This is a genomic window from Cryobacterium sp. TMT2-15-1 (assembly GCF_004402345.1).
GTDB lineage: Bacteria > Actinomycetota > Actinomycetes > Actinomycetales > Microbacteriaceae > Cryobacterium > Cryobacterium sandaracinum.
Genome location: NZ_SOGD01000050.1, coordinates 25,391 through 43,206, shown reverse-complemented (window position 1 = coordinate 43,206; position 17,816 = coordinate 25,391). Strand labels below are relative to the sequence as shown.

The window sequence follows — 17,816 nt, the reverse complement described above, 5'->3', positions numbered from 1 at the left end:
GTTAGCCACAGGGAGAGAGAACCAGATGGAGTTTCCGCTCAGCCGCGAGGTCGTGCCGCGTTTCGAGTACCTGCCCGAGACCGGGTCGACGAACGACGTGCTCGTCGCCCACGCTGCGGGCGAGGATGCCGCAGCCTGGCCCGACCTGTCGACGGTCGTCACCGACACCCAGACTCGCGGTCGCGGCCGATTGGGTCGCACCTGGCTCGCCCCCACCGGAAAGTCGCTGGCCATCTCGGTGCTACTCCGCCCGAGGGCCTCGGCCGCCCCGCTCCCGATCGACCATTTCGGCTGGTTTCCCCTGCTCGCTGGAGTCGCGATGACCCGGGCCGTGCGCGCGGTCGTCGAGGCGAGCCTGGCAGCCCGGGTGGACGATGCCGGCGAGGAGGCGCCCCGGCACGAGGTCACCCTGAAATGGCCCAACGACGTGCTGATCGACGGCTACAAGGTGTCGGGCATCCTCTCGGAGCTGCTGCCCGACGCGCAGGGGCTGGTTATTGGCGCCGGCCTGAACGTGTCCCTCGACGAGCACGACCTGCCCACGCTCACCTCGACGTCGCTGCTGCTGGTGACCGGTTCGGCCCCCGACCCGGATGCCGTGCTCGCCCGCTACCTCACCGAACTGCGGCAGCTCACCCGGGCATTCCTCGACGCGGAGGGCGACCCGGTCCAAAGCGGGCTGCTGCACGCGGTGACCGAAGTGTGCGGCACACTCGGTGGGGTCGTGCGGGTGGAACTTCCCGGTAGCACCGACCTGGTCGGTACCGCGATTGCTCTCGACCGAAGCGGCCGGCTCATCGTCGAGGACCAGGCGAACGGTGAACTGCAGGCTGTCGCCGCCGGGGATGTCACCCACCTGCGGTATTAATAGGTTATGACAAAGACAGCGGGCTTCGTGGCGGCCGAGGCGCTTCCCCCGGCCGAGTCGGTCGTGGCCGGGCTCCGGCCGCACGCCCGAGTTCTGTTCTGGCCCACCCTGGCGCTGCTGGCCATTTCCGCGGCGACCGGGTACTTCTACGGTTCCCTGCCGGAGCCGTGGCAGAATATCGCACTGCTGGCAGCCGCGGCCGCCCTCGTGCTGCTGCTCTGGCTGCTGCCGCTGGCGTCGTGGCTGAACAACCGCTACACGATCACCACCCGGCGCATCATCTTCCGCCACGGATTCTTCGTGCGCACCCGCCAGGAATTGCTGCACAGCCGCGGCTACGACGTGACGGTTCGCCAGAACTGGCTGCAGTCGCTGGCCCACTCGGGTGACGTTCTGATCAACGCCGGGCTGGAGCATCCGCTCGTCTTGAAAGACGTGCCTAACGCCGCCCTGGTGCAACAGGTGTTGCACGACCTGATGGAGTCCTCGCATACCTTGATGGGCTTGCGCCGCCAGGAACAGTCAGCACTCGCCGACGAGACCGCGCACTGGGGCTCCCGCTAGGCAACCAGCGCCCGCTCCGACGCGGCCCTCGCCGTGCGCCGCGGGGAGAAAACCCAGTGCCGGTAGAGCACGAAACGGAAGGCCGAGCCCAGGCCCAGCCCGATCACGTTCGACGAGATGTTGTCGGCGAGCAGGCTGGTATAGCCGAGCCCGTAGCGGCTGACCCAGAGGCAGGCGAGGCCGATGGCCATCCCGACGAGACTGACCGCGAAGAACTCGGCCGCCTCGCGCAGCGTGCGCGACTGCCGGTTGGCCCCGAAGGTCCACAAGCGGTTGCCGATCCAGTTCACGATGATGGCCAGCGTGGTCGACACGACTTTGGCGTAGATCGGTCCGGACTCCACCACGGTGGGGTCGAAAACCGTGGTGCGCAGCAGGTTGAAGACCGTGAAGTCCACGACGAAGCCGACGAGGCCGACAGCCCCGAACTTGCCGAGTTGGTGGGCGAAAGCCAGAAGCCGTGCTGATCGGCGCTGTGTACTCGGCATGCATCCCTCCGGATGATGGGCAAAGATAGAGGTCGAGAGCCTGAGTCTATGGCGAGGTCCAGCCTGCAGCCTGAGAGAACCCGTACCGGAGAATGACCGGTACCAAGGAATTGGTGGAGCGATGAACACGACTGTGGGCGTTATCGGCGGCGGCCAGTTGGCCAGGATGATGATTCCGGCGGCTGTCAACCTGGGCATCCGGATCCGGGTTCTGGCCGAGAACGAGGGCATGTCGGCCGACCTGGCCGCGGTGCAGGTGGGCGACTACCGCGACCGAGACGTGGTGCTGGCCTTCGCCGACACCGTCGACGTCGTTACGTTCGACCACGAGCACGTGCCGCAGGGGATCCTGCGCGAGCTCGTGGCCAGGGGCGTGGCCGTGCACCCGGGCCCCGACGCGCTGCTCTACGCCCAGGACAAGCTGCTGATGCGTCAGCGCCTGAGCGAGCTGGGCCTGCCCGTGCCCGACTGGGCGCGGGTCGAGAACGCCGCCGAGCTGGGTATGTTCCTGGCCGCCCACAACGGTCGCGCGGTCGTCAAGACTGCCCGCGGCGGCTACGACGGCAAGGGCGTTCGGCTGGTCACCCACGAGCACGAGGCCGACGACTGGTTCGCCGCGCTCGCCGAAGACGGCAACGACGGCGCCCTCCTGGTGGAGGAGCTGGTCGAGTTCCGTCGCGAACTCGCACAGTTGGTCGCGCGACGACCGTCGGGCCAGATCGCACTCTGGCCCGTGGTGGAGACCGTACAGCAGGGCGGCGTCTGCGCCGAGGTCATCGCGCCCGCACCCCAGTCCGAGGGCAGGCTGGCCCGGGCCGCCGCCGACATCGCCGTGCGCATCGCCGAGGGCATCGGCGCCACTGGCATGCTGGCCGTCGAACTGTTCGAGACGACGGATGAACGCATCCTGGTCAACGAGTTGGCGATGCGCCCACACAACAGCGGCCACTGGTCGATCGAGGGGTCGACGACGAGCCAGTTCGAGCAGCACCTGCGCGCCGTGCTCGACCTTCCCCTCGGGGCGACCGACGTCAGGGACCCGTGGACGGTCATGGTCAACATCCTCGGCGGACCGGCGTCGGGGACCCTGTCTGCGCGCTTCCCGGCCGTGTTCGAGGCCCACCCGGCTGCCAAGGTGCACATCTACGGCAAGGATCCCCGGCCGGGGCGCAAGGTTGGCCATGTGACCGTCGGCGGGGATGATTTGGACCTCGTCGCGTACCAGGCGCGGGCCGCAGCGGCAGTTTTTCAGGACTGACCAAATAGGATCGACTGCGTGACAGACAACCCTGTGCTCGAGACCGCTCCGCGCGAGACCGCCCTGACGCCGCTTGTGGGCGTCGTGATGGGCTCCGATTCCGACTGGCCGGTGATGAGCGACGCGGCGCAACTCCTGCGCGACTTCGACGTTCCCTTCGAGGTGCAGGTCGTTTCCGCGCACCGCACCCCGGAGAAGATGATCGCGTACGGCCAGAGCGCCCATGCGCGCGGCATCCGGGTGATCATCGCCGGCGCCGGCGGCGCCGCTCACCTGCCCGGCATGCTCGCGGCCGTGACCACCCTGCCGGTGGTGGGCGTGCCCGTTCCGCTGGGTCGGCTCGACGGCCTGGACTCGCTCCTGTCGATCGTGCAGATGCCGGCCGGGGTGCCCGTGGCCACCGTCTCCATCGGCGGAGCACGCAACGCGGGCCTGATCGCCGTCAAGGTCCTTGCCATCGCCGACGACTCCCTGCGGGTCAAGCTGCTCGGCTATCGGGAGATGCTCGCCGCACAAGTCGAGCAGAAGAACATGGACCTCCAAGCAAAACTATGATCAGTGCACGCACGCCGATCCGGCATCCGGATCTCGGGTCCGCCCCGATCATGACCAAACGGGCCTGGTGGCTCGTCGTGCTCAACAGCGTGCTGCCCGGCTCCGCGCAGGTGCTGGCCGGCAACCGTCGGCTCGGCCGGTTCGGCCTCGGCATGACGCTCACGCTGCTCGCCCTCGCGGTGGTCGTGGGGGTCGTCTACACTCTCTGGCCTGCCGTCGCTCTGACCGTGTTCACCAACTCGATCGGCCTGTGGGCGGCCGCCCTGCTGCTGGCCTTCTACGGTGTGGTCTGGCTGATCCTGTCCCTGGACACCCTGCGTCTCGTGCGGCTCGTGCGCGCCACCCCCAAGGCCCGCCCGATCATCGCCGGGCTCGCGACGGTACTGATGGTGGGCGTGGTCGGCACGGCCGGGTACGGCGCCTACGTGGCCACGACGGCCAGCGGGTTCCTCTCGTCGGTCTTCGTGGCAGGCCCGACGGAGCCGCCCGCCGACGGCCGCTACAACATCCTGCTGCTCGGCGGCGACGCCGGCCCCGACCGTGAGGGTCTACGCCCCGACAGCATCTCCGTGGTCAGCATCGATGCGGAGACCGGCCAGGCCAGCATGATCGGCTTGCCGCGCAACCTGGAGGACGTGCCGTTCTCTGCGGGGCCACTCGCCGACCTGTACCCGGAAGGGTACGGGTCGATCGACGGTTGTGAGGTCTCCGCGTGCATGCTGAACTCGATCTACACCGAGGTGGAGGTGAAGAGCCCGGAGATGTACCCGGATGCTGTCGACAGCGGCAGCGAACCCGGCATCGAAGGCATGCGCGACGCGGCCCAGGGCGTGACCGGGCTGACAATCCAGTACTACGTATTGATCGACATGCAGGGATTCTCCGACCTCGTCGACGCGCTCGGCGGAGTCGACATCAACGTCGACCACCGTGTCCCGGTGCACACCGACGAGACCTTCACCGAGGTTGCCTTCTGGTTCGAGCCCGGCATGCAGCATATGGACGGCTACCACGCGCTCTGGTATGCCCGCTCACGCCATGACACGAGCGACTACGACCGGATGGTGCGGCAGCGGCAGGTGCAGGAGGCGATCCTGCAGCAGGCGAGCCCCGCCAACGTGCTGACGAAGTTCCAGGCGGTTGCATCGGCCGGCAGCCAGGTCGTGAAGACCGACATCCCTCAGAGCATGCTCGGCTATTTCACGCACCTGGCGTCGAAGACGAAGGCGCTGCCGATCCAGTCCGTCGAGTTGGTGCCGGAAAACGACATCGACCCGGAGGATCCCGACTATGACGTCATCCGCAGCCTGATCGAAGCCGCCCTGGTTCCGCCGCCCACGGCGGAACCGGTCCCGTAGGGTCGGTTGGGTCCGGGGTCGGTCGAACGGCCCCGGAATCGGTGGTGCTGTTACAGGTCCGCGTGCAGCAACCAGATGCGCTCGGCGGAATCGCGCCAGGTGAAGGCCTGGGCTCGATCGGTACCGAAGATGCGCAGCCGGTTTGCAAGATTGGTGTCGCTCAGCACCTGGGTGACGGCCGCAGCCAGTCGTTCGGGGTACCCGGAGGCCTTCTCACGCTCGACGACCAGCCCCGCGTCGCCGGCGGCCTCGACCAGGGCCGGGGCGTCCGAATGCACGACCGGGGTGCCCAGGTGGAACGCCTGGATCATCGGCCCGGCGAAGCCTTCTTCCCGGCTGGGGTAGACGAACACGGCCGCCCGGGAGATGACCACGGCCAACTCTTCGTCGGTCAGCCCGTTCAGGGCGCGCACCCGGCCCCACGGGAGGCCGGCCTCGTCCGCGACGGATGCCATGTCGAGCTCACCCCAGGCGGCCGGTCCCAGAACGATCAGCGGGAGATCCGGCGCTCCCGGCAGGCCCAGGGCCGTGATCAGCGCCGTGATGGCCTTCCGCGGCTCGAGCGTGCCGACGGTGACGATGTACTCGTTCGGCAACGCCAGGCGTTCCGCGATGATCTCCGTCGCGGAGGAGTTAGACGGAAGGCGGAGGCCGCTGCCGATTCCGCCGCCGATCACCCGTACGCGGTCGCCGAGGTCGACGATGTCCGCGAGCTGGTGGGCCACGGCGTGGCTGGGCACCACGATCGCATCCGCGTGTTTGCGGGCGCGTTTGACCATGACCTTCGTCCAGGCGACGGTCGCCGGAGTGAGCGCCTCCGGATGCGTCCAGGCCAGCACGTCGTGAATGGTGACGGTCACCTGGGTGCCGTCGTTGACGATGCTGTGCTTGCGCAGGGGCGCCAGCAGGGAGGGGGCATGGATCATGCCCGACCCGGAACTGTTGGCGATGCCCAGTTGCCAGGCCGCCGTGAGCTCGCGCCGCGGCAACGTGGTCTTGTGCAGACTGGCCAGACCCGGCAGGGACGCCTCGACCCTGGCGTAGTGCTCGGCCGACGCCGACGACACGATTCCTTCGAGGTCGCAACCGACCGGCGCCGCCGCGATCAGGGCCCGGGTCAGTTCTTCGGTGTAACGCCCGATGCCGCCCGGGACCGGTGCAATCATCTGGTCCAGGACGACTCTCAGTGTGGTCATCGGTCCGCGAAGATCCCCTGCTCGGCCGCCGCGGCCAGAGCCTCGCGCCAGTCGCGAATGGGGGACAGCCCGGCGGCAGCCCAGGCATCGTGGCCGAGCACCGAATACGTGGGACGGGGGGCCGGGCGCACGAACTGCGAACTGTCGGTCGGAGTGACCCGTTCAGGGTCAAGGCCGGCCGTGGCGAAGACGGCCTGGGCGAAGCCGAACCAGCTCGTCACGCCGGAGCTGGTCCCGTGGTAGATGCCGGCGGGCGCGTCGGAATCGAGCAGGGTGACGATCTGCGCGGCCAGGTCGGCGGTCCAGGTCGGCTGACCGACCTGGTCGTCGACGACGCTGAGGGTGTCGCGGGCTGCAGCCAGCTTCAGCATGGTCTTGGGGAAGTTCGGGCCGTGTTGGCCGTAGAGCCAGGCCGTGCGCACGATGTAGCTGCCCGCCGGGTGTTCCTGCATTACGAACGCCTCGCCGGCGGCCTTGGTGCGGCCGTAGGCGGAGATCGGGTCGATCTCGGTGTCCTCCGCGTAGGGTGCGGTGGCGCTGCCGTCGAACACGTAGTCGGTGGAGATCTGCACGAGCTTCGCCCCGGTGGCGGATGCGGCCAGCGCCAGGTTGTGGGGGCCGGTCGCGTTGATCGCGTACGCGGCATCCTCATTCGTCTCGGCGTCGTCCACCTGCGTGTATGCGGCGGCGTTGATGATGACGTCGTAGCCGACGACCTGAGCCAGAACAGCGGCCCGGTCGGTGATGTCCAGCTCGGTGCGGTCGAACGCTGTGACGTCGCGGCCGGCGAGCGCGGCCTGTAGGTCGCGTCCGAGCATCCCGGCCGCGCCGGTGATCAGATAGCGGGTCATCAGCTCAATGCCGCACGGGCCTTGAGCGGCTCCCACCAGGTGCGGTTGTCGCGGTACCACTGCACGACGTCCGCGAGCCCCTGCTCGAACGGAACCAGGGGCGCGTAGCCGAGTTCGGCCTGGATCTTCGAGATATCCACGGAGTAGCGCAGGTCGTGGCCGAGGCGGTCGGCGACGCGGTCGACGTAGGACCAGTCCTTGCCGGCGGAGTCGAGCAGCATCTGCGTGAGCTCCTTGTTGGTCAGCTCGGTGCCGCCGCCGATGTTGTAGATCTCACCGGCGCGGCCGCGTGAGAGCACCATCGCGATGGCGCGGGTGTGGTCGTCCACGTGCAGCCAGTCACGGATGTTGTTTCCCTCGCCATAGAGGGGAACGTGCAAGCCGTCGATCAGGTTGGTGACGAACAGCGGGATGACCTTCTCCGGGAAGTGGTACGGCCCGTAGTTGTTCGAGCAGCGCGTGATCGAGATATTCAGACCGTGCGTGCGGTGGTAGCTGCGCGCGAGCAGGTCGCTGCCGGCCTTCGATGCGGAGTAGGGAGAGTTCGGCTCGAGCGCGCGCTCCTCGTTCCACGATCCCTCGGCGATGGATCCGTAGACCTCGTCGGTGGAGACGTGCACGAACCGGGCCAGGTTGTGGCGGAGCGCCGCGTCGAGCAGCTGCTGCGTGCCGAGCACGTTCGTCTCGACGAAGATCGAGGCGTCGCGCACCGAGCGGTCCACGTGGGACTCGGCGGCGAAGTGCACCACGGCGTCGAGAGAAGGGAAGAGCTCGTCGAGCAGTGCGGCGTCACGGATGTCGCCGTGCACGAACGAGTAACGCGGGGACCCGGCGACGGGGGCCAGGTTCTCGAGGTTGCCCGAGTAGGTGAGGGCGTCGAGCACGACGACCTCGGCTCCTTCGAGGCCCGGGTAGGCGTCTTCGAGGGTGCGCCGAACAAAGTTCGAGCCGATGAAACCGGCTCCGCCGGTGACGAGGATCTTCATATGGAGGTAACCGTTCCGTTCGATGAAAGTGCCCTCGCGATTCTACTGGAACGCGCTTGGTAGACTTCCCCGGTGAAGATCCGCGAACTCTCCATCCCCGATTCCTATGAAATCATTCCGAAGCAGTTCGGCGACGACCGGGGGGTTTTCCTCGAGTGGTACCGCTTCGACCGCCTCGAGGAGACGATCGGGCACCGCCTCGACATCGCCCAGGCCAACACGTCCGTGTCCAAGCGTGGTTCCGTGCGCGGTATCCACTTCGCCGACATCCCGCCGAGCCAGGCGAAGTATGTCACGGCGACGCATGGTGCCGTGCTCGACTACGTGATCGACATCCGGGTCGGCTCGCCGACCTTCGGCCAGTGGGACAGCGTTCTGCTCGACGACACCGACCGTCGCGCGATCTATATCGCCGAGGGCCTCGGCCACTGCTTCGTGGCACTCACCGACAATGCCACGGTCAGCTACCTCGTCACCGCGCCCTTCAACCCGGGACGCGAGCACGGCATCAACCCGCTCGACACGGACATCGGTCTGGTCTTCCCGCCCGAGGCCGGCGAGCTGCTCCTGTCCCCGAAGGATACGGATGCCCCGAGCCTGACCGAAGCCGCCGCCAGCGGCCTGCTGCCTACCTGGGCCGACGCCCGGGCCCTCTACACCTCCATGAACGAAGGAAAGTAACAATGCGCGGAATCATCCTTGCCGGCGGTTCGGGCTCTCGGCTTTGGCCGATCACGAAGGGCATCTCCAAGCAGCTGATGCCCATCTACGACAAGCCGATGATTTACTATCCCCTGTCGACGCTGATGATGGCGGACATCAACGAGATCCTGATCATCACCACGCCCGAGTACAACGACCAGTTCCGGGCGCTGCTCGGTGACGGGTCTCACCTCGGCCTGAGGATCGAGTACGCCTCGCAGCCGTCGCCGGACGGGCTCGCCCAGGCGTTCATCATCGGCGAGGAATTCATCGGGGACCAGAGCGTCGCTCTCGTGCTCGGCGACAACATCTTCCACGGTGCCGGGCTGGGTTCGGCCCTTCGCGGCAACGCCGATCTGGTGGGCGCACGGATCTTTGCCTACCACGTGAGCAACCCCACCGCCTATGGCGTGGTGGAGTTCGACGACAGCATGACCGCGCTGTCGATCGAGGAGAAGCCGACGAAGCCGAAGAGCAACTACGCGGTGCCCGGCCTCTACTTCTATGACAATTCGGTCGTCGAGATCGCGAAGACCATCGAGCCCAGCGCGCGCGGCGAACTCGAGATCAGCACCGTCAACGAGCGCTATCTCGAACAGGGCAACCTGCACGTGCAGGTTCTCGACCGCGGCACGGCGTGGCTCGATACCGGGACGTTCGAGTCGATGATGCAGGCATCCGAGTACGTGCGTGTGATCGAAGACCGTCAAGGATTCAAGGTCGGCTGCATCGAGGAGATCGCGTGGCGCGCCGGCTGGATCTCCAATTCCGAACTCGAAGCCCTGGCGGAGCCGCTTGAGAAGAGCGGCTACGGTCGCTACCTGACCGGGCTCATCGCCACGAACAACTGAACTAGCCGAGTCGGCCGGTGCGGGTGAACAGGCGGGCCCGCACCGCCAGGCCGATCTTGAGCACCCAGCGTACGGGAGCCAGATAAGGAGCCGAGTACTTCTTCTCGAGGTAGCGATACGCGCTGTCGTGGTGGGCCAGCACCATCTTGCCCGACTCAGCACTGGTCGAGTGCGCACCGGTGTGCACGACCGATGCCTGAGGCGAGTAGATGTTCTTCCACCCAGCCTTCCCCATCCGGTAGCCGAGATCGACGTCTTCGAAGTACATGAAGAAACCCTCGTCGAAACCGTTGAGTTCCTCGAACGCGGTGCGCCGCACGAGGAGACAGGCTCCGGACAGCCATCCGACCGGGCGGCGCACCTCCGAGCCTTGGCTCTCAGCCCGGTAAGAGCGGCTCCACGGGTTGGCGGGCCAGACGCGTGCGAAAAGCGCATGCCCCACTCCGTTTCGGAGAGAGGGCAGCTGCCGCCCGGACGGGTAGGTGGTGCCGTCGGCATTGAGCACCCTCGGACCGACCGAGCCGACGAGGGGATCAGCGGCGAGTTCAAGAATCAGTGCGCTGATCGCGCCCTGGCCAAGCTCGACGTCCGGATTCGAGATCAGGATCGAGGTGATGTGCGGGGGTAGGGACGCGATCGCCGCATTGATGGCGCCGCCGTAGCCCCGGTTCTCGTCGAGGGCTAAGAGCCGCGCGCCCTGCAGGCGGGCGATTTCCGTGGTGGCCTCGAGGTCAGATGAGTGGTTGTCGGCCACGACCACGGTGAGCTGGTGATCTTCGCTGGTCCGCACCGAGTCGAGGAATTTCGGCAGGTGGGAGCTCGAATTGTAGGTAACCGTGACCACTATCGTGGTCTCAAGGAGAGGGCTAGACATCAGAGTCAAGCATACTCAGTGCCCATGTTGTCCCGGGTCTCCGTCGCGATCGGCCGGGATCAGGCTTGTCCCGGGCCCGTTGATAGAATGAGGCGGACATGCCTATAACTACTGACACCGATCCGATGACGACCGACAAGGGGATCTCTTGACCGTGTTCCGCAGGAGCCTCCGCATTATCCGCGAACAGGGTCCCAAAGTCTTTGTAGGCAAGGCGCTGCACATCGCCCTGCGGCCCGCGCGAGTTCTGCGTGCGGAGGGTCCGCGCGTTTTTATCGTGCGCAGCCTGACCAAGGCCAGCTCGAAGATCGCGCGTCATGAGACCGTCATGCTCGTCGCGAACAGGGATGCGGCGGAGCTGGACTGGACCCAGTCACCGCCTTGGCGAGTCTCCCCGACGGTGGTCACAGAAGGGCTAGTCGACATCGCCTGGATCATGTCGCCTCCCGGCCTCGAAAGTGGCGGGCATCAGAACCTGTTCCGGTTCATCGACATCGCCGAGAAAGCCGGGCACCGCTGCTCGATTTATCTCTATACGACTAGCGCCGCCGAAGTGAGCATCCCCGACATTCGCGCGATGTTGAAGTCGGCCGCGGCGTACCCGGAAGTGGCCGCCCGCATCACGATGTACGACCGCGAGCAGGGCGTCGACGAGAACACCCAGGCCATCTTCGCCACGGGCTGGGAGACCGCCTACCCGGCGTACCTCGACATGTCTCACGCCCGCCGGTTCTACTTCGTGCAGGACTACGAGTCGAGCTTCTACCCTCTCGGCTCCGAATCCCTGTTGGCTGGCAACACCTACAAATTCGGCTTCCACGGCATCACCGCCGGCGGATGGCTGGCACACAAGCTCTCCACCGAGTACGGCATGACCACGGACCACTTTGATTTCGCGGTCGACAAGACCCACTACAGCGTCACGAATGTGGAACGGCGCAACGAGGTCTTCTTCTACGCCCGGCCCGTCACCCCGCGCCGCGCCTTCGAATTCGGGCTGCTCGCCCTGGCGGAGTTCGCCCAGCTCAAGCCCGATGTGCGCATCAACCTTGCCGGCTGGGACGTCTCTAACTGGAACATCCCGTTCGAATACACCAACCTCTCAAGCCTCGACATCTCCGAACTCAACGCCGTGTACAATCGCTGCGCCGCGGGTCTGGTGATGTCGCTCTCGAATATGTCCCTGCTGCCGCTAGAGCTGTTGTCGAGCGGTGTCACTCCCGTGGTCAACGACGGGCCGAACAACCGGATGGTCTCGGACAACCCCTTCATCGAGTACGTGCCCGCCTCGCCGCTGGCCATTGCCCGCAAAATGGCCGAGGTGTTCGACCATCCCGATGCGGTCGAACGATCGATCGCGATGTCAGAGTCGGTCGCGCACGTCAACTGGTCGGATTCCGGCGTGCAATTCCTCTCGGCGTTCGAAGGGGCCATGCGTGGCTAAGACAGTCGTCATCGGCGCCAACGGCTTCATCGGCTCCCACCTGGTCGATTCCCTCGCCGCCGCAGGGCATGACGTCACCGCCTTCGACCGGTTCAGCTCTCAGAACCCGACGTTCGATGCCCCCGGCGTGCGGGTCCTGCAGGGGGAGTTCCTCAGCCGCTCCGATCTCGAAGGTGCCGTGGACGGCCAGGACTACGTCTTCCACTTCCTCTCGACCACGAGTCCGGCCACCGCTGAAAGCGATCCGACCCTGGACATCCGTACCAACGTCGCCCAGTCCGTCGAGCTACTCGAGTCGGCCGCGACCGCAGGGATCAAACGGTTCTACTTCGCCTCGACCGGCGGTGCCATATATGGACCGCAGGGCAAGGCGGAGTACTCCGAGATCGACCGGGCGCTGCCGATTTCTCCGTATGGGATCGGCAAGTTGTCGATTGAGCACTACCTGCATTACTTCAAGACCAAGCACGGCCTCGATTCAACCGCGTTGCGCATTTCAAACCCCTACGGGACGCGCCAGAAGCCCAACAAGAAGCAGGGCCTGATTCCGATCGCTCTGCGACAGATCTCCATGGGACGACCGGTGATCCGGCTGGGCAACGGGTCGATGGTGCGAGACTACGTCTACGTCGAGGACCTGGTTCGGATGGTGACCCCGATGGTAGGCGTCGACACCGAATTTGATCTCTACAATCTGGGCAGTGGCATCGGCTACTCGGTGACCGACATTATCGACTCCTTGCGCCGCGTCACTGGCATCGACTTTGCCATCGAGGAACGACCCGCCCCGCCCACATTCGTGGACCGGGTGGTGCTGGACACCGAGCGCTACGGGTTGGAGTTCGGCACCACCGACATGACCGAGCTCGACGAGGGTGTCAGGCTCACCTACGAAGAAATCCGAGAGCATCCGAATGACTGACCAGACCTCTGCGACCCCGATCCGTGCGACGGTCGCGATCCTGACTTACAACGGCGAGGTCTACCTCGAACGCATCCTTACCGAAGTACTGGGCCAGGAGCTCGACGGAGCGGTCGAGGTGCTGGTGATCGATTCAGGATCGACGGATTCGACCCTCCACATCGTGCGCCGATTCCCCTCGGTGCGCCTGCACGAGATCCCGAACTCAGAGTTCGGGCACGGCAAGACCCGTAACCTGGCCGCCCAGCTGGCGACCGGCGAGTTCGTGGCATACCTGACCCACGATGCCATCCCCGCCTCCCGCCAGTGGCTGCGCGAGTTGCTCGAACCGTTCCGGCTCGATGAGCGCATTGTCGCCGTGATGGGCAAGCAGATTCCTCGCTCCGGCTGTTTCCCCTTGCTCAAGTACGAGATCCAGGGTGTTTTCGCGGGCTTCGGACCTGACTGGGGTACGTCCGTGTTTTACAAGGATGCGTTCGTGCAGAGTGAGGGTGTGCTGAACGCCATCAGCTTCTATTCCGACGTCAATTCGGCCGCGCGGCGGGACTTTCTTCTCGACACCATCCCGTACCGCGATGTGCGATACGCGGAGGACCAGCTCTTCGGCAAGGACCTGATCGAGGCCGGCTATCGCAAGGCGTACGCAGGTCGTGCGGCGGTCGAGCACTCGAACGACCTCACCCTGGCCGAATACGGCAAGCGGATCTTCGACGAGACCATCGGTCTGCGCCAGATCGGTTTCCCGATCCCACCCATGACGGGGCGGGCACAGTTCCGCCTCACCGCACGGGGAATCGCCGGAGACACGCTGCGCATTCTCCGAGACCCCGACTTCAGCTGGAAGCGCCGGCTCTTCTGGCTCGCCATGAATCCCCGCTACCAGGTGCGGAAGTGGACGAGCTACCGAGCGTCGACCCTGACGGATCTGACGGATCCCGACGCCATCAAGTCAGGATCTCTTGAACACAGCCGCAATTTGTCTGAAAGTTCGACGCACGAAGCCTGACGTCTCCCGAACGAACACTACCCACCACGCGGTGCGCAGCAGGTCGTATGCGGTAGTCAACTCGTCGAGTTCGGTGTGGGCCCGACTCAGGTCCATGGCGAGATGATTCGCGTCAGCACGCAGTTTCAGTCGTCGCGACTCTGAATAGGAAAGAGCCAGATCACGATCGCCGATGACGTGCTGGGCCTGGTCCAGCATGATGACGTCACGGACCGAGGATAGAGCGGCCGGGGACTCCCGCCAGTCGGCGGTCGAGTGGTCTGAGATAAGATCGCGATACCGTAAGAAGGTGGTTCGGACACGGGCTTGGTCCGCTTCGACGAGCGAACTGTAATCCGGCCGTTCCTCCTCGAGGCGATTGAGCTGCTCAACGAACTCCGCACGCGACTTGACCAGATTTTCGATGAGCCCCCGGTCCGCAAAGTAATACTCAGCCTTCTTCTGATGGACAGAAATGAAGGGGACGTTTTGGCTGTACGCGAAGATCGACGCGTGCAGGGAGGACACGGTGACGTACTTCATCTGGCCGATGACGGAATGCAGCTGCAGCGGTGTCAGACGGTCGAGTATGACGCTATTCGTACGATCGAACGGCAGGGACTTCATGAACGACGCGTCACTGTTGTAATGCGTGAATGGAATGAAAACCTTCTTGTAGGGAATCGCATCAATGAGCGGAATCAGGTCCTCAATCAGCCTCAGAGAATGAGGAACCATATGGATACCGACCAACGGTTCCCCTTGTTCGACGCCGGGAATCTCGAAATGGTCACTCTTGAGGATCGTCGTTGCACACGGAACGACCTCAGCGTCCGGCACCCACTTCCGAAGTACCTCGACTTCACGCTGTGATCGGGCGGAAACGAAAGCATACTCCCTCAGATAGTCAAGGTCGTCGGCCGAAGACCATACTCCCGCGGCATTTAGGATGTGCCGACCGCGCTGACGAAATGAATCGTAGAACGGATCACCGGTGACGCGGATCAGCTCGCCGCCGCCAACGATCAGAGGACTGGGCATATTCGGTTCGAAGGGGTCGATGATGCGGGCACGAACGTCAAGTTCAGCAAAAGCCTGCTGGCCCGCGAGACCAATGGCGATGTCGCCCGTGTTGGGGCTGACCGAGTCGTAGAGGAGGTTCCCCAGCGTGGTATACATACGGCTATCGGTCTTCGTCAGCCGTGAGGACGATTTCAGGCCTCAGGCTGAGGATGCCGTTGCCGGGGCCCTCGTCGACCACGTTGAAGGATGTGACGCCGCTTCTACGGTCGAATGTGGTGCCCGCAGAGTCGCCCAGGCCGACGTTCACCAAGTACTTTCCCGTACCGACGTGGATGTCGGGGAAGGCCAGACGGATCATGTGGCGGCCCGGGGTGTTTGGCAGTTCAGTTGCCATGGTGAACGTTGTCATTCCGTAGAGGTTCATGCCCAGGGTGTTCTCGATTGACAGTCCGATACCCCAATGGTCTTGAGGTTCGTTGACATCGACATCGATGTCAACTTCAAGATCCAACCGTCCATTCGCGTGATGGGTGTGTGCTCGTGCTCCAGCCAGCGAATATGGCGTCCGCGGTCGTGGAACTGTGAGGGAGGTGTCCACACGATGTGAAGCCGCATCGTATCCCTCGCGAAGTATGCGAATGCCCTCAGTCGGGTCTCCATCATGCATGATCTTGCCTTTGTCGAGCACGACGACCCGATCGCAGAGCCGACCGACTTGCTCGCTTGAATGGCTCACAAGGACAATCGTCCGACCTTCACTCTGGAACTGTGCGATCTTGTCCATGCACTTTCGCTGGAAAGGCTCGTCGCCCACGGCGAGTACCTCGTCTACGAGGAGTACATCAGGATCAACGTGAATGGCGACCGAGAAAGCCAGGCGCACGTACATGCCAGAGCTATAGAACTTGACCTGCGTGTCTATAAATTCTTCGATGCCCGAGAATTCGACGATTTCATCGAATTCCCGGTCTGTTTCCTGCTTGGAGAGGCCCAGAAGTGCGGCATTGAGGTAAACGTTTTCCCGGCCCGTGAGGTCTGGGTGAAAGCCGGCCCCAAGCTCGAGGAGCGCCGCCATTCGGCCGCGGCGAAGCACGGAACCTGTTGTTGGCTGGATGATCCCGCCAATGACTTTGAGCAGGGTGCTCTTTCCGGAACCGTTATGCCCCACGAGGCCGACGGTGGATCCGGTCGCAATGTCGAGGGAGATGTCTTTCAGAGCCCAGAAATCCTCGCGATGGGCTCTGGCGCGAGAGAAGTTGAGCAGTCGTTCCTTCACCGATTTGTCTTTGTGAAGCACAAAACGTTTGGAAACGTCGGTAACGCTGATGATGGTTGCTGGCTGTTTCATTTCAAAGTTCCTGTGCAAAATTACCTTGGAGTCGTGAGAACACGCGCTGGGAGAGCCAGAGGAGAACGAGCCCGATGGCCATCACGATCAGAAGCCGGACGCCAAGGTCCGGAGGCCAGTTCGCCGTTGTTGACTCCGTAGTTCCCGCAACCCACAGAGCTTTCTGCATGCCCAGAACAGCGAGAGTGATCGGGTTTAGCAGGTAGATCTGCTCCAGCAGATTTCCGTTCAGCTTGTCATGGACGAAGCTGAAGGAGTAAACGATCGGCGACGCCCAGAAGAGAACGATCAAGGCAACCTCGACGAGGTGCTGCACATCTCGAAGATAAACGTTCACGCTGGAGAGGAAGATCCCGAGCGCTGTGCCGAAAATAAGAATGGTGAGGAAAGCCAGGGGCGCGTACAGAACGTTAGTCGTCAGTGGGAACTGCCTCGCAACGAGCGTAGCGAGCAGAAGAATACCGAACTGAATCGCAAAGTTGAAGAGCGCACCACCCACGCTTCCCAAGGGAAAGATTTCCCGGGGTAGGTAGATCTTCTTCACCAAGCCAGAGTTATTGATGATGGAGGTCGTGCCGCTGGAAACAATTTCTGTGAACAAACCCCAGATCGTCAGACCCACAAACACGAATATGGCGAAGCTGGGGATGTTACGCGCCAAGCCCATGATCTGGCCGATTGCGAAGTAATAGATCAACAATTGCGTCAGCGGTCGCACGAGACTCCAGAGGAATCCGAGCGAGCTGTCCTTGTAACGAGCCTTGATTTCGCGTCGAACCAAGAGACCCATCAGCTCGCGATGTGCCCAAATATCTTTGATTGATTCCACAGTCCCGGTGACGAAGCCGTATTGCTGCCCCACGGGGCGGAGCGGTTCTTCAGATATCTTGAGGGCGCGCTGGTCTGCAGCAGAGCCTGTCATAGGCCACATTTCATTTGTCGGTAAAGGTCAGCTTCGATTCTAGGCGGAAAACCTTAGCGTGTTGCGGCGGAAGCGCGCGAGGCGCATCAGATAGCCTTGCGAAGCTGATCGTCTTGGCATTGAGGAGATATCCGTATGATGCAGGCCGATCACGGCATCCGTGGCACCCTTCACTCCGTCTTGCTCGTTGGCGCGGTCGCCGTCTTTCTCAGCGCCTGCTCCGCGTCGATCCCGACAGCAACGGAGCGGCCGCAACCACCGGTCACCCAGATTCCGAGTGAGAAACCGACACCGACCGCGATGTCGTCGGCCGTGCCGGAGACGGTGATCGTCGTTGCCGGGGTCGACGTCGACGGTCTGAACGTGACCGTTTCAGGTTATGTCTCGGGGATCATCGAGGACGGTGGCCTGTGCCGGTTTGTTTTCACCGATCTTGACTCGACGGTCGAGGTTCAGACGGATTCGATCGCGAACGCATCGGGCACTTCCTGCCGTTCCGCTCAGGTCCCGGTGGAGAGCCTTTCTAAAGGCGAATGGAATGTGGCATTGCTGTACACGTCAGTTGGGGGAGGCCCCGTCACCGGGGTCCCCGTTGAAATGGAGATCCCGTGAAAACTCGCC

General features: G+C 64.0%; 19 protein-coding genes. 11 read left to right on the top strand and 8 right to left on the bottom strand.

What is annotated here, in order from left to right:
• The first annotated feature begins 25 nt into the window (after nucleotides 1–25).
• Nucleotides 26–868 (top strand): biotin--[acetyl-CoA-carboxylase] ligase, encoded by an 843-nt coding sequence (locus E3O62_RS13350; RefSeq protein WP_134398838.1) that lies wholly within the window; start codon nucleotides 26–28, stop codon nucleotides 866–868.
• 6 nt (nucleotides 869–874) lie between these two features.
• Nucleotides 875–1,432 carry a PH domain-containing protein gene (locus tag E3O62_RS13345; protein WP_241973492.1) on the top strand — a complete coding sequence of 186 codons (558 nt, stop codon included), beginning with the start codon at nucleotides 875–877 and terminating at the stop codon, nucleotides 1,430–1,432.
• Here E3O62_RS13345 and E3O62_RS13340 read toward each other — a convergent pair.
• Nucleotides 1,429–1,920 carry a GtrA family protein gene (locus tag E3O62_RS13340; RefSeq protein ID WP_134398837.1) on the bottom strand — a complete coding sequence of 164 codons (492 nt, stop codon included), beginning with the start codon at nucleotides 1,918–1,920 and terminating at the stop codon, nucleotides 1,429–1,431. The two genes, E3O62_RS13345 and E3O62_RS13340, sit on opposite strands and share 4 nt — an antisense overlap.
• A 121-nt stretch (nucleotides 1,921–2,041) precedes the next feature.
• Between E3O62_RS13340 and E3O62_RS13335 the strand changes: the two genes are divergently transcribed.
• The 3 genes from E3O62_RS13335 (at nucleotide 2,042) to E3O62_RS13325 (ending at nucleotide 5,091) form a co-directional block, all read left to right on the top strand.
• The gene (locus tag E3O62_RS13335; protein ID WP_134398836.1) at nucleotides 2,042–3,178 is read left to right on the top strand and encodes a 5-(carboxyamino)imidazole ribonucleotide synthase; all 1,137 of its coding nucleotides are present in this window, start codon (nucleotides 2,042–2,044) and stop codon (nucleotides 3,176–3,178) included.
• An 87-nt stretch (nucleotides 3,179–3,265) separates the two neighbouring features.
• Nucleotides 3,266–3,733 carry a 5-(carboxyamino)imidazole ribonucleotide mutase gene (gene purE, locus E3O62_RS13330; protein ID WP_134398858.1) on the top strand — a complete coding sequence of 156 codons (468 nt, stop codon included), beginning with the start codon at nucleotides 3,266–3,268 and terminating at the stop codon, nucleotides 3,731–3,733.
• Entirely contained in the window at nucleotides 3,733–5,091 is a 1,359-nt protein-coding gene (locus tag E3O62_RS13325; RefSeq protein WP_134398859.1) for an LCP family protein, read from the top strand. Before purE ends, E3O62_RS13325 begins: the two co-directional genes overlap by 1 nt.
• A gap of 50 nt (nucleotides 5,092–5,141) precedes the next feature.
• Here E3O62_RS13325 and E3O62_RS13320 read toward each other — a convergent pair whose 3' ends face one another.
• Genes E3O62_RS13320 through rfbB form a run of 3 tightly spaced genes read right to left on the bottom strand, consistent with a single transcriptional unit; the run spans nucleotide 5,142 to nucleotide 8,124 of the window.
• The gene (locus tag E3O62_RS13320; protein WP_134398835.1) at nucleotides 5,142–6,287 is read right to left on the bottom strand and encodes a glycosyltransferase family 1 protein; all 1,146 of its coding nucleotides are present in this window, start codon (nucleotides 6,285–6,287) and stop codon (nucleotides 5,142–5,144) included.
• Nucleotides 6,284–7,138, bottom strand: coding sequence for a dTDP-4-dehydrorhamnose reductase (gene rfbD / locus E3O62_RS13315; protein ID WP_134398834.1), 855 nt, complete (start codon nucleotides 7,136–7,138; stop codon nucleotides 6,284–6,286). The genes E3O62_RS13320 and rfbD overlap by 4 nt, the downstream gene beginning before the upstream one ends.
• Nucleotides 7,138–8,124 carry a dTDP-glucose 4,6-dehydratase gene (rfbB, locus tag E3O62_RS13310; RefSeq protein WP_134398833.1) on the bottom strand — a complete coding sequence of 329 codons (987 nt, stop codon included), beginning with the start codon at nucleotides 8,122–8,124 and terminating at the stop codon, nucleotides 7,138–7,140. Before rfbB ends, rfbD begins: the two co-directional genes overlap by 1 nt.
• Nucleotides 8,125–8,196: 72 nt before the next feature.
• Between rfbB and E3O62_RS13305 the strand changes: the two genes are divergently transcribed.
• Both E3O62_RS13305 and rfbA read left to right on the top strand, forming a co-directional pair.
• Nucleotides 8,197–8,805 (top strand): dTDP-4-dehydrorhamnose 3,5-epimerase family protein, encoded by a 609-nt coding sequence (locus E3O62_RS13305; protein ID WP_134398832.1) that lies wholly within the window; start codon nucleotides 8,197–8,199, stop codon nucleotides 8,803–8,805.
• Nucleotides 8,806–8,807: 2 nt separating this feature from the next.
• A complete protein-coding gene (gene rfbA / locus E3O62_RS13300; RefSeq protein WP_134398831.1) occupies nucleotides 8,808–9,677 on the top strand; it encodes a glucose-1-phosphate thymidylyltransferase RfbA in 870 nt (289 codons plus the stop codon).
• Nucleotide 9,678: 1 nt separating this feature from the next.
• Here the strand turns inward: rfbA and E3O62_RS13295 are convergent, their stop codons facing one another.
• Nucleotides 9,679–10,551 carry a glycosyltransferase family 2 protein gene (locus tag E3O62_RS13295; protein ID WP_134398830.1) on the bottom strand — a complete coding sequence of 291 codons (873 nt, stop codon included), beginning with the start codon at nucleotides 10,549–10,551 and terminating at the stop codon, nucleotides 9,679–9,681.
• Between the two features lie 154 nt (nucleotides 10,552–10,705).
• On the opposite strand from E3O62_RS13295, the gene E3O62_RS13290 reads away from it, so the two are divergent.
• The 3 genes from E3O62_RS13290 to E3O62_RS13280 are packed head-to-tail and all read left to right on the top strand — an operon-like array spanning nucleotide 10,706 to nucleotide 13,923.
• The gene (locus E3O62_RS13290) at nucleotides 10,706–11,995 is read left to right on the top strand and encodes a glycosyltransferase family 1 protein (protein ID WP_241973496.1); all 1,290 of its coding nucleotides are present in this window, start codon (nucleotides 10,706–10,708) and stop codon (nucleotides 11,993–11,995) included.
• A complete protein-coding gene (locus E3O62_RS13285; RefSeq protein WP_134398828.1) occupies nucleotides 11,988–12,917 on the top strand; it encodes an NAD-dependent epimerase/dehydratase family protein in 930 nt (309 codons plus the stop codon). Before E3O62_RS13290 ends, E3O62_RS13285 begins: the two co-directional genes overlap by 8 nt.
• A complete protein-coding gene (locus E3O62_RS13280; protein ID WP_166786489.1) occupies nucleotides 12,910–13,923 on the top strand; it encodes a glycosyltransferase family 2 protein in 1,014 nt (337 codons plus the stop codon). Before E3O62_RS13285 ends, E3O62_RS13280 begins: the two co-directional genes overlap by 8 nt.
• Here the strand turns inward: E3O62_RS13280 and E3O62_RS13275 are convergent.
• Genes E3O62_RS13275 through E3O62_RS13265 form a run of 3 tightly spaced genes read right to left on the bottom strand, consistent with a single transcriptional unit; the run spans nucleotide 13,867 to nucleotide 17,195 of the window.
• Complete coding sequence (locus E3O62_RS13275) at nucleotides 13,867–15,081, bottom strand: polysaccharide pyruvyl transferase family protein (RefSeq protein WP_134398827.1); 1,215 nt, start codon at nucleotides 15,079–15,081, stop codon at nucleotides 13,867–13,869. The two genes, E3O62_RS13280 and E3O62_RS13275, sit on opposite strands and share 57 nt — an antisense overlap.
• Nucleotides 15,082–15,085: 4 nt before the next feature.
• A complete protein-coding gene (locus E3O62_RS13270) occupies nucleotides 15,086–16,273 on the bottom strand; it encodes an ABC transporter ATP-binding protein (RefSeq protein ID WP_134398826.1) in 1,188 nt (395 codons plus the stop codon).
• Nucleotide 16,274: 1 nt separating this feature from the next.
• The gene (locus E3O62_RS13265) at nucleotides 16,275–17,195 is read right to left on the bottom strand and encodes an ABC transporter permease (RefSeq protein WP_134398825.1); all 921 of its coding nucleotides are present in this window, start codon (nucleotides 17,193–17,195) and stop codon (nucleotides 16,275–16,277) included.
• 135 nt (nucleotides 17,196–17,330) lie between these two features.
• Here E3O62_RS13265 and E3O62_RS13260 point away from each other — a divergent pair, with 135 nt between their 5' ends.
• Nucleotides 17,331–17,807: a hypothetical protein gene (locus E3O62_RS13260; protein ID WP_134398824.1), complete on the top strand. Its 477-nt coding sequence runs from the start codon at nucleotides 17,331–17,333 to the stop codon at nucleotides 17,805–17,807.
• The last annotated feature ends 9 nt before the right edge of the window (nucleotides 17,808–17,816 follow it).

What these genes read in the sequence shown, in the direction of transcription:
- E3O62_RS13260 (WP_134398824.1), top strand. Translation starts at nt 17,331, where the DNA reads ATGATGCAGGCCGATCACGGCATCCGTGGCACCCTTCACTCCGTCTTG.
- E3O62_RS13340 (WP_134398837.1), bottom strand. Translation starts at nt 1,920, where the DNA reads ATGCCGAGTACACAGCGCCGATCAGCACGGCTTCTGGCTTTCGCCCAC.
- rfbA (WP_134398831.1), top strand. Translation starts at nt 8,808, where the DNA reads ATGCGCGGAATCATCCTTGCCGGCGGTTCGGGCTCTCGGCTTTGGCCG.
- rfbD (WP_134398834.1), bottom strand. Translation starts at nt 7,138, where the DNA reads ATGACCCGCTATCTGATCACCGGCGCGGCCGGGATGCTCGGACGCGAC.
- E3O62_RS13270 (WP_134398826.1), bottom strand. Translation starts at nt 16,273, where the DNA reads ATGAAACAGCCAGCAACCATCATCAGCGTTACCGACGTTTCCAAACGT.
- E3O62_RS13350 (WP_134398838.1), top strand. Translation starts at nt 26, where the DNA reads ATGGAGTTTCCGCTCAGCCGCGAGGTCGTGCCGCGTTTCGAGTACCTG.
- E3O62_RS13345 (WP_241973492.1), top strand. Translation starts at nt 875, where the DNA reads ATGACAAAGACAGCGGGCTTCGTGGCGGCCGAGGCGCTTCCCCCGGCC.
- E3O62_RS13335 (WP_134398836.1), top strand. Translation starts at nt 2,042, where the DNA reads ATGAACACGACTGTGGGCGTTATCGGCGGCGGCCAGTTGGCCAGGATG.
- E3O62_RS13295 (WP_134398830.1), bottom strand. Translation starts at nt 10,551, where the DNA reads ATGTCTAGCCCTCTCCTTGAGACCACGATAGTGGTCACGGTTACCTAC.
- E3O62_RS13275 (WP_134398827.1), bottom strand. Translation starts at nt 15,081, where the DNA reads ATGTATACCACGCTGGGGAACCTCCTCTACGACTCGGTCAGCCCCAAC.
- rfbB (WP_134398833.1), bottom strand. Translation starts at nt 8,124, where the DNA reads ATGAAGATCCTCGTCACCGGCGGAGCCGGTTTCATCGGCTCGAACTTT.
- purE (WP_134398858.1), top strand. Translation starts at nt 3,266, where the DNA reads ATGGGCTCCGATTCCGACTGGCCGGTGATGAGCGACGCGGCGCAACTC.
- E3O62_RS13265 (WP_134398825.1), bottom strand. Translation starts at nt 17,195, where the DNA reads ATGACAGGCTCTGCTGCAGACCAGCGCGCCCTCAAGATATCTGAAGAA.
- E3O62_RS13280 (WP_166786489.1), top strand. Translation starts at nt 12,910, where the DNA reads ATGACTGACCAGACCTCTGCGACCCCGATCCGTGCGACGGTCGCGATC.
- E3O62_RS13320 (WP_134398835.1), bottom strand. Translation starts at nt 6,287, where the DNA reads ATGACCACACTGAGAGTCGTCCTGGACCAGATGATTGCACCGGTCCCG.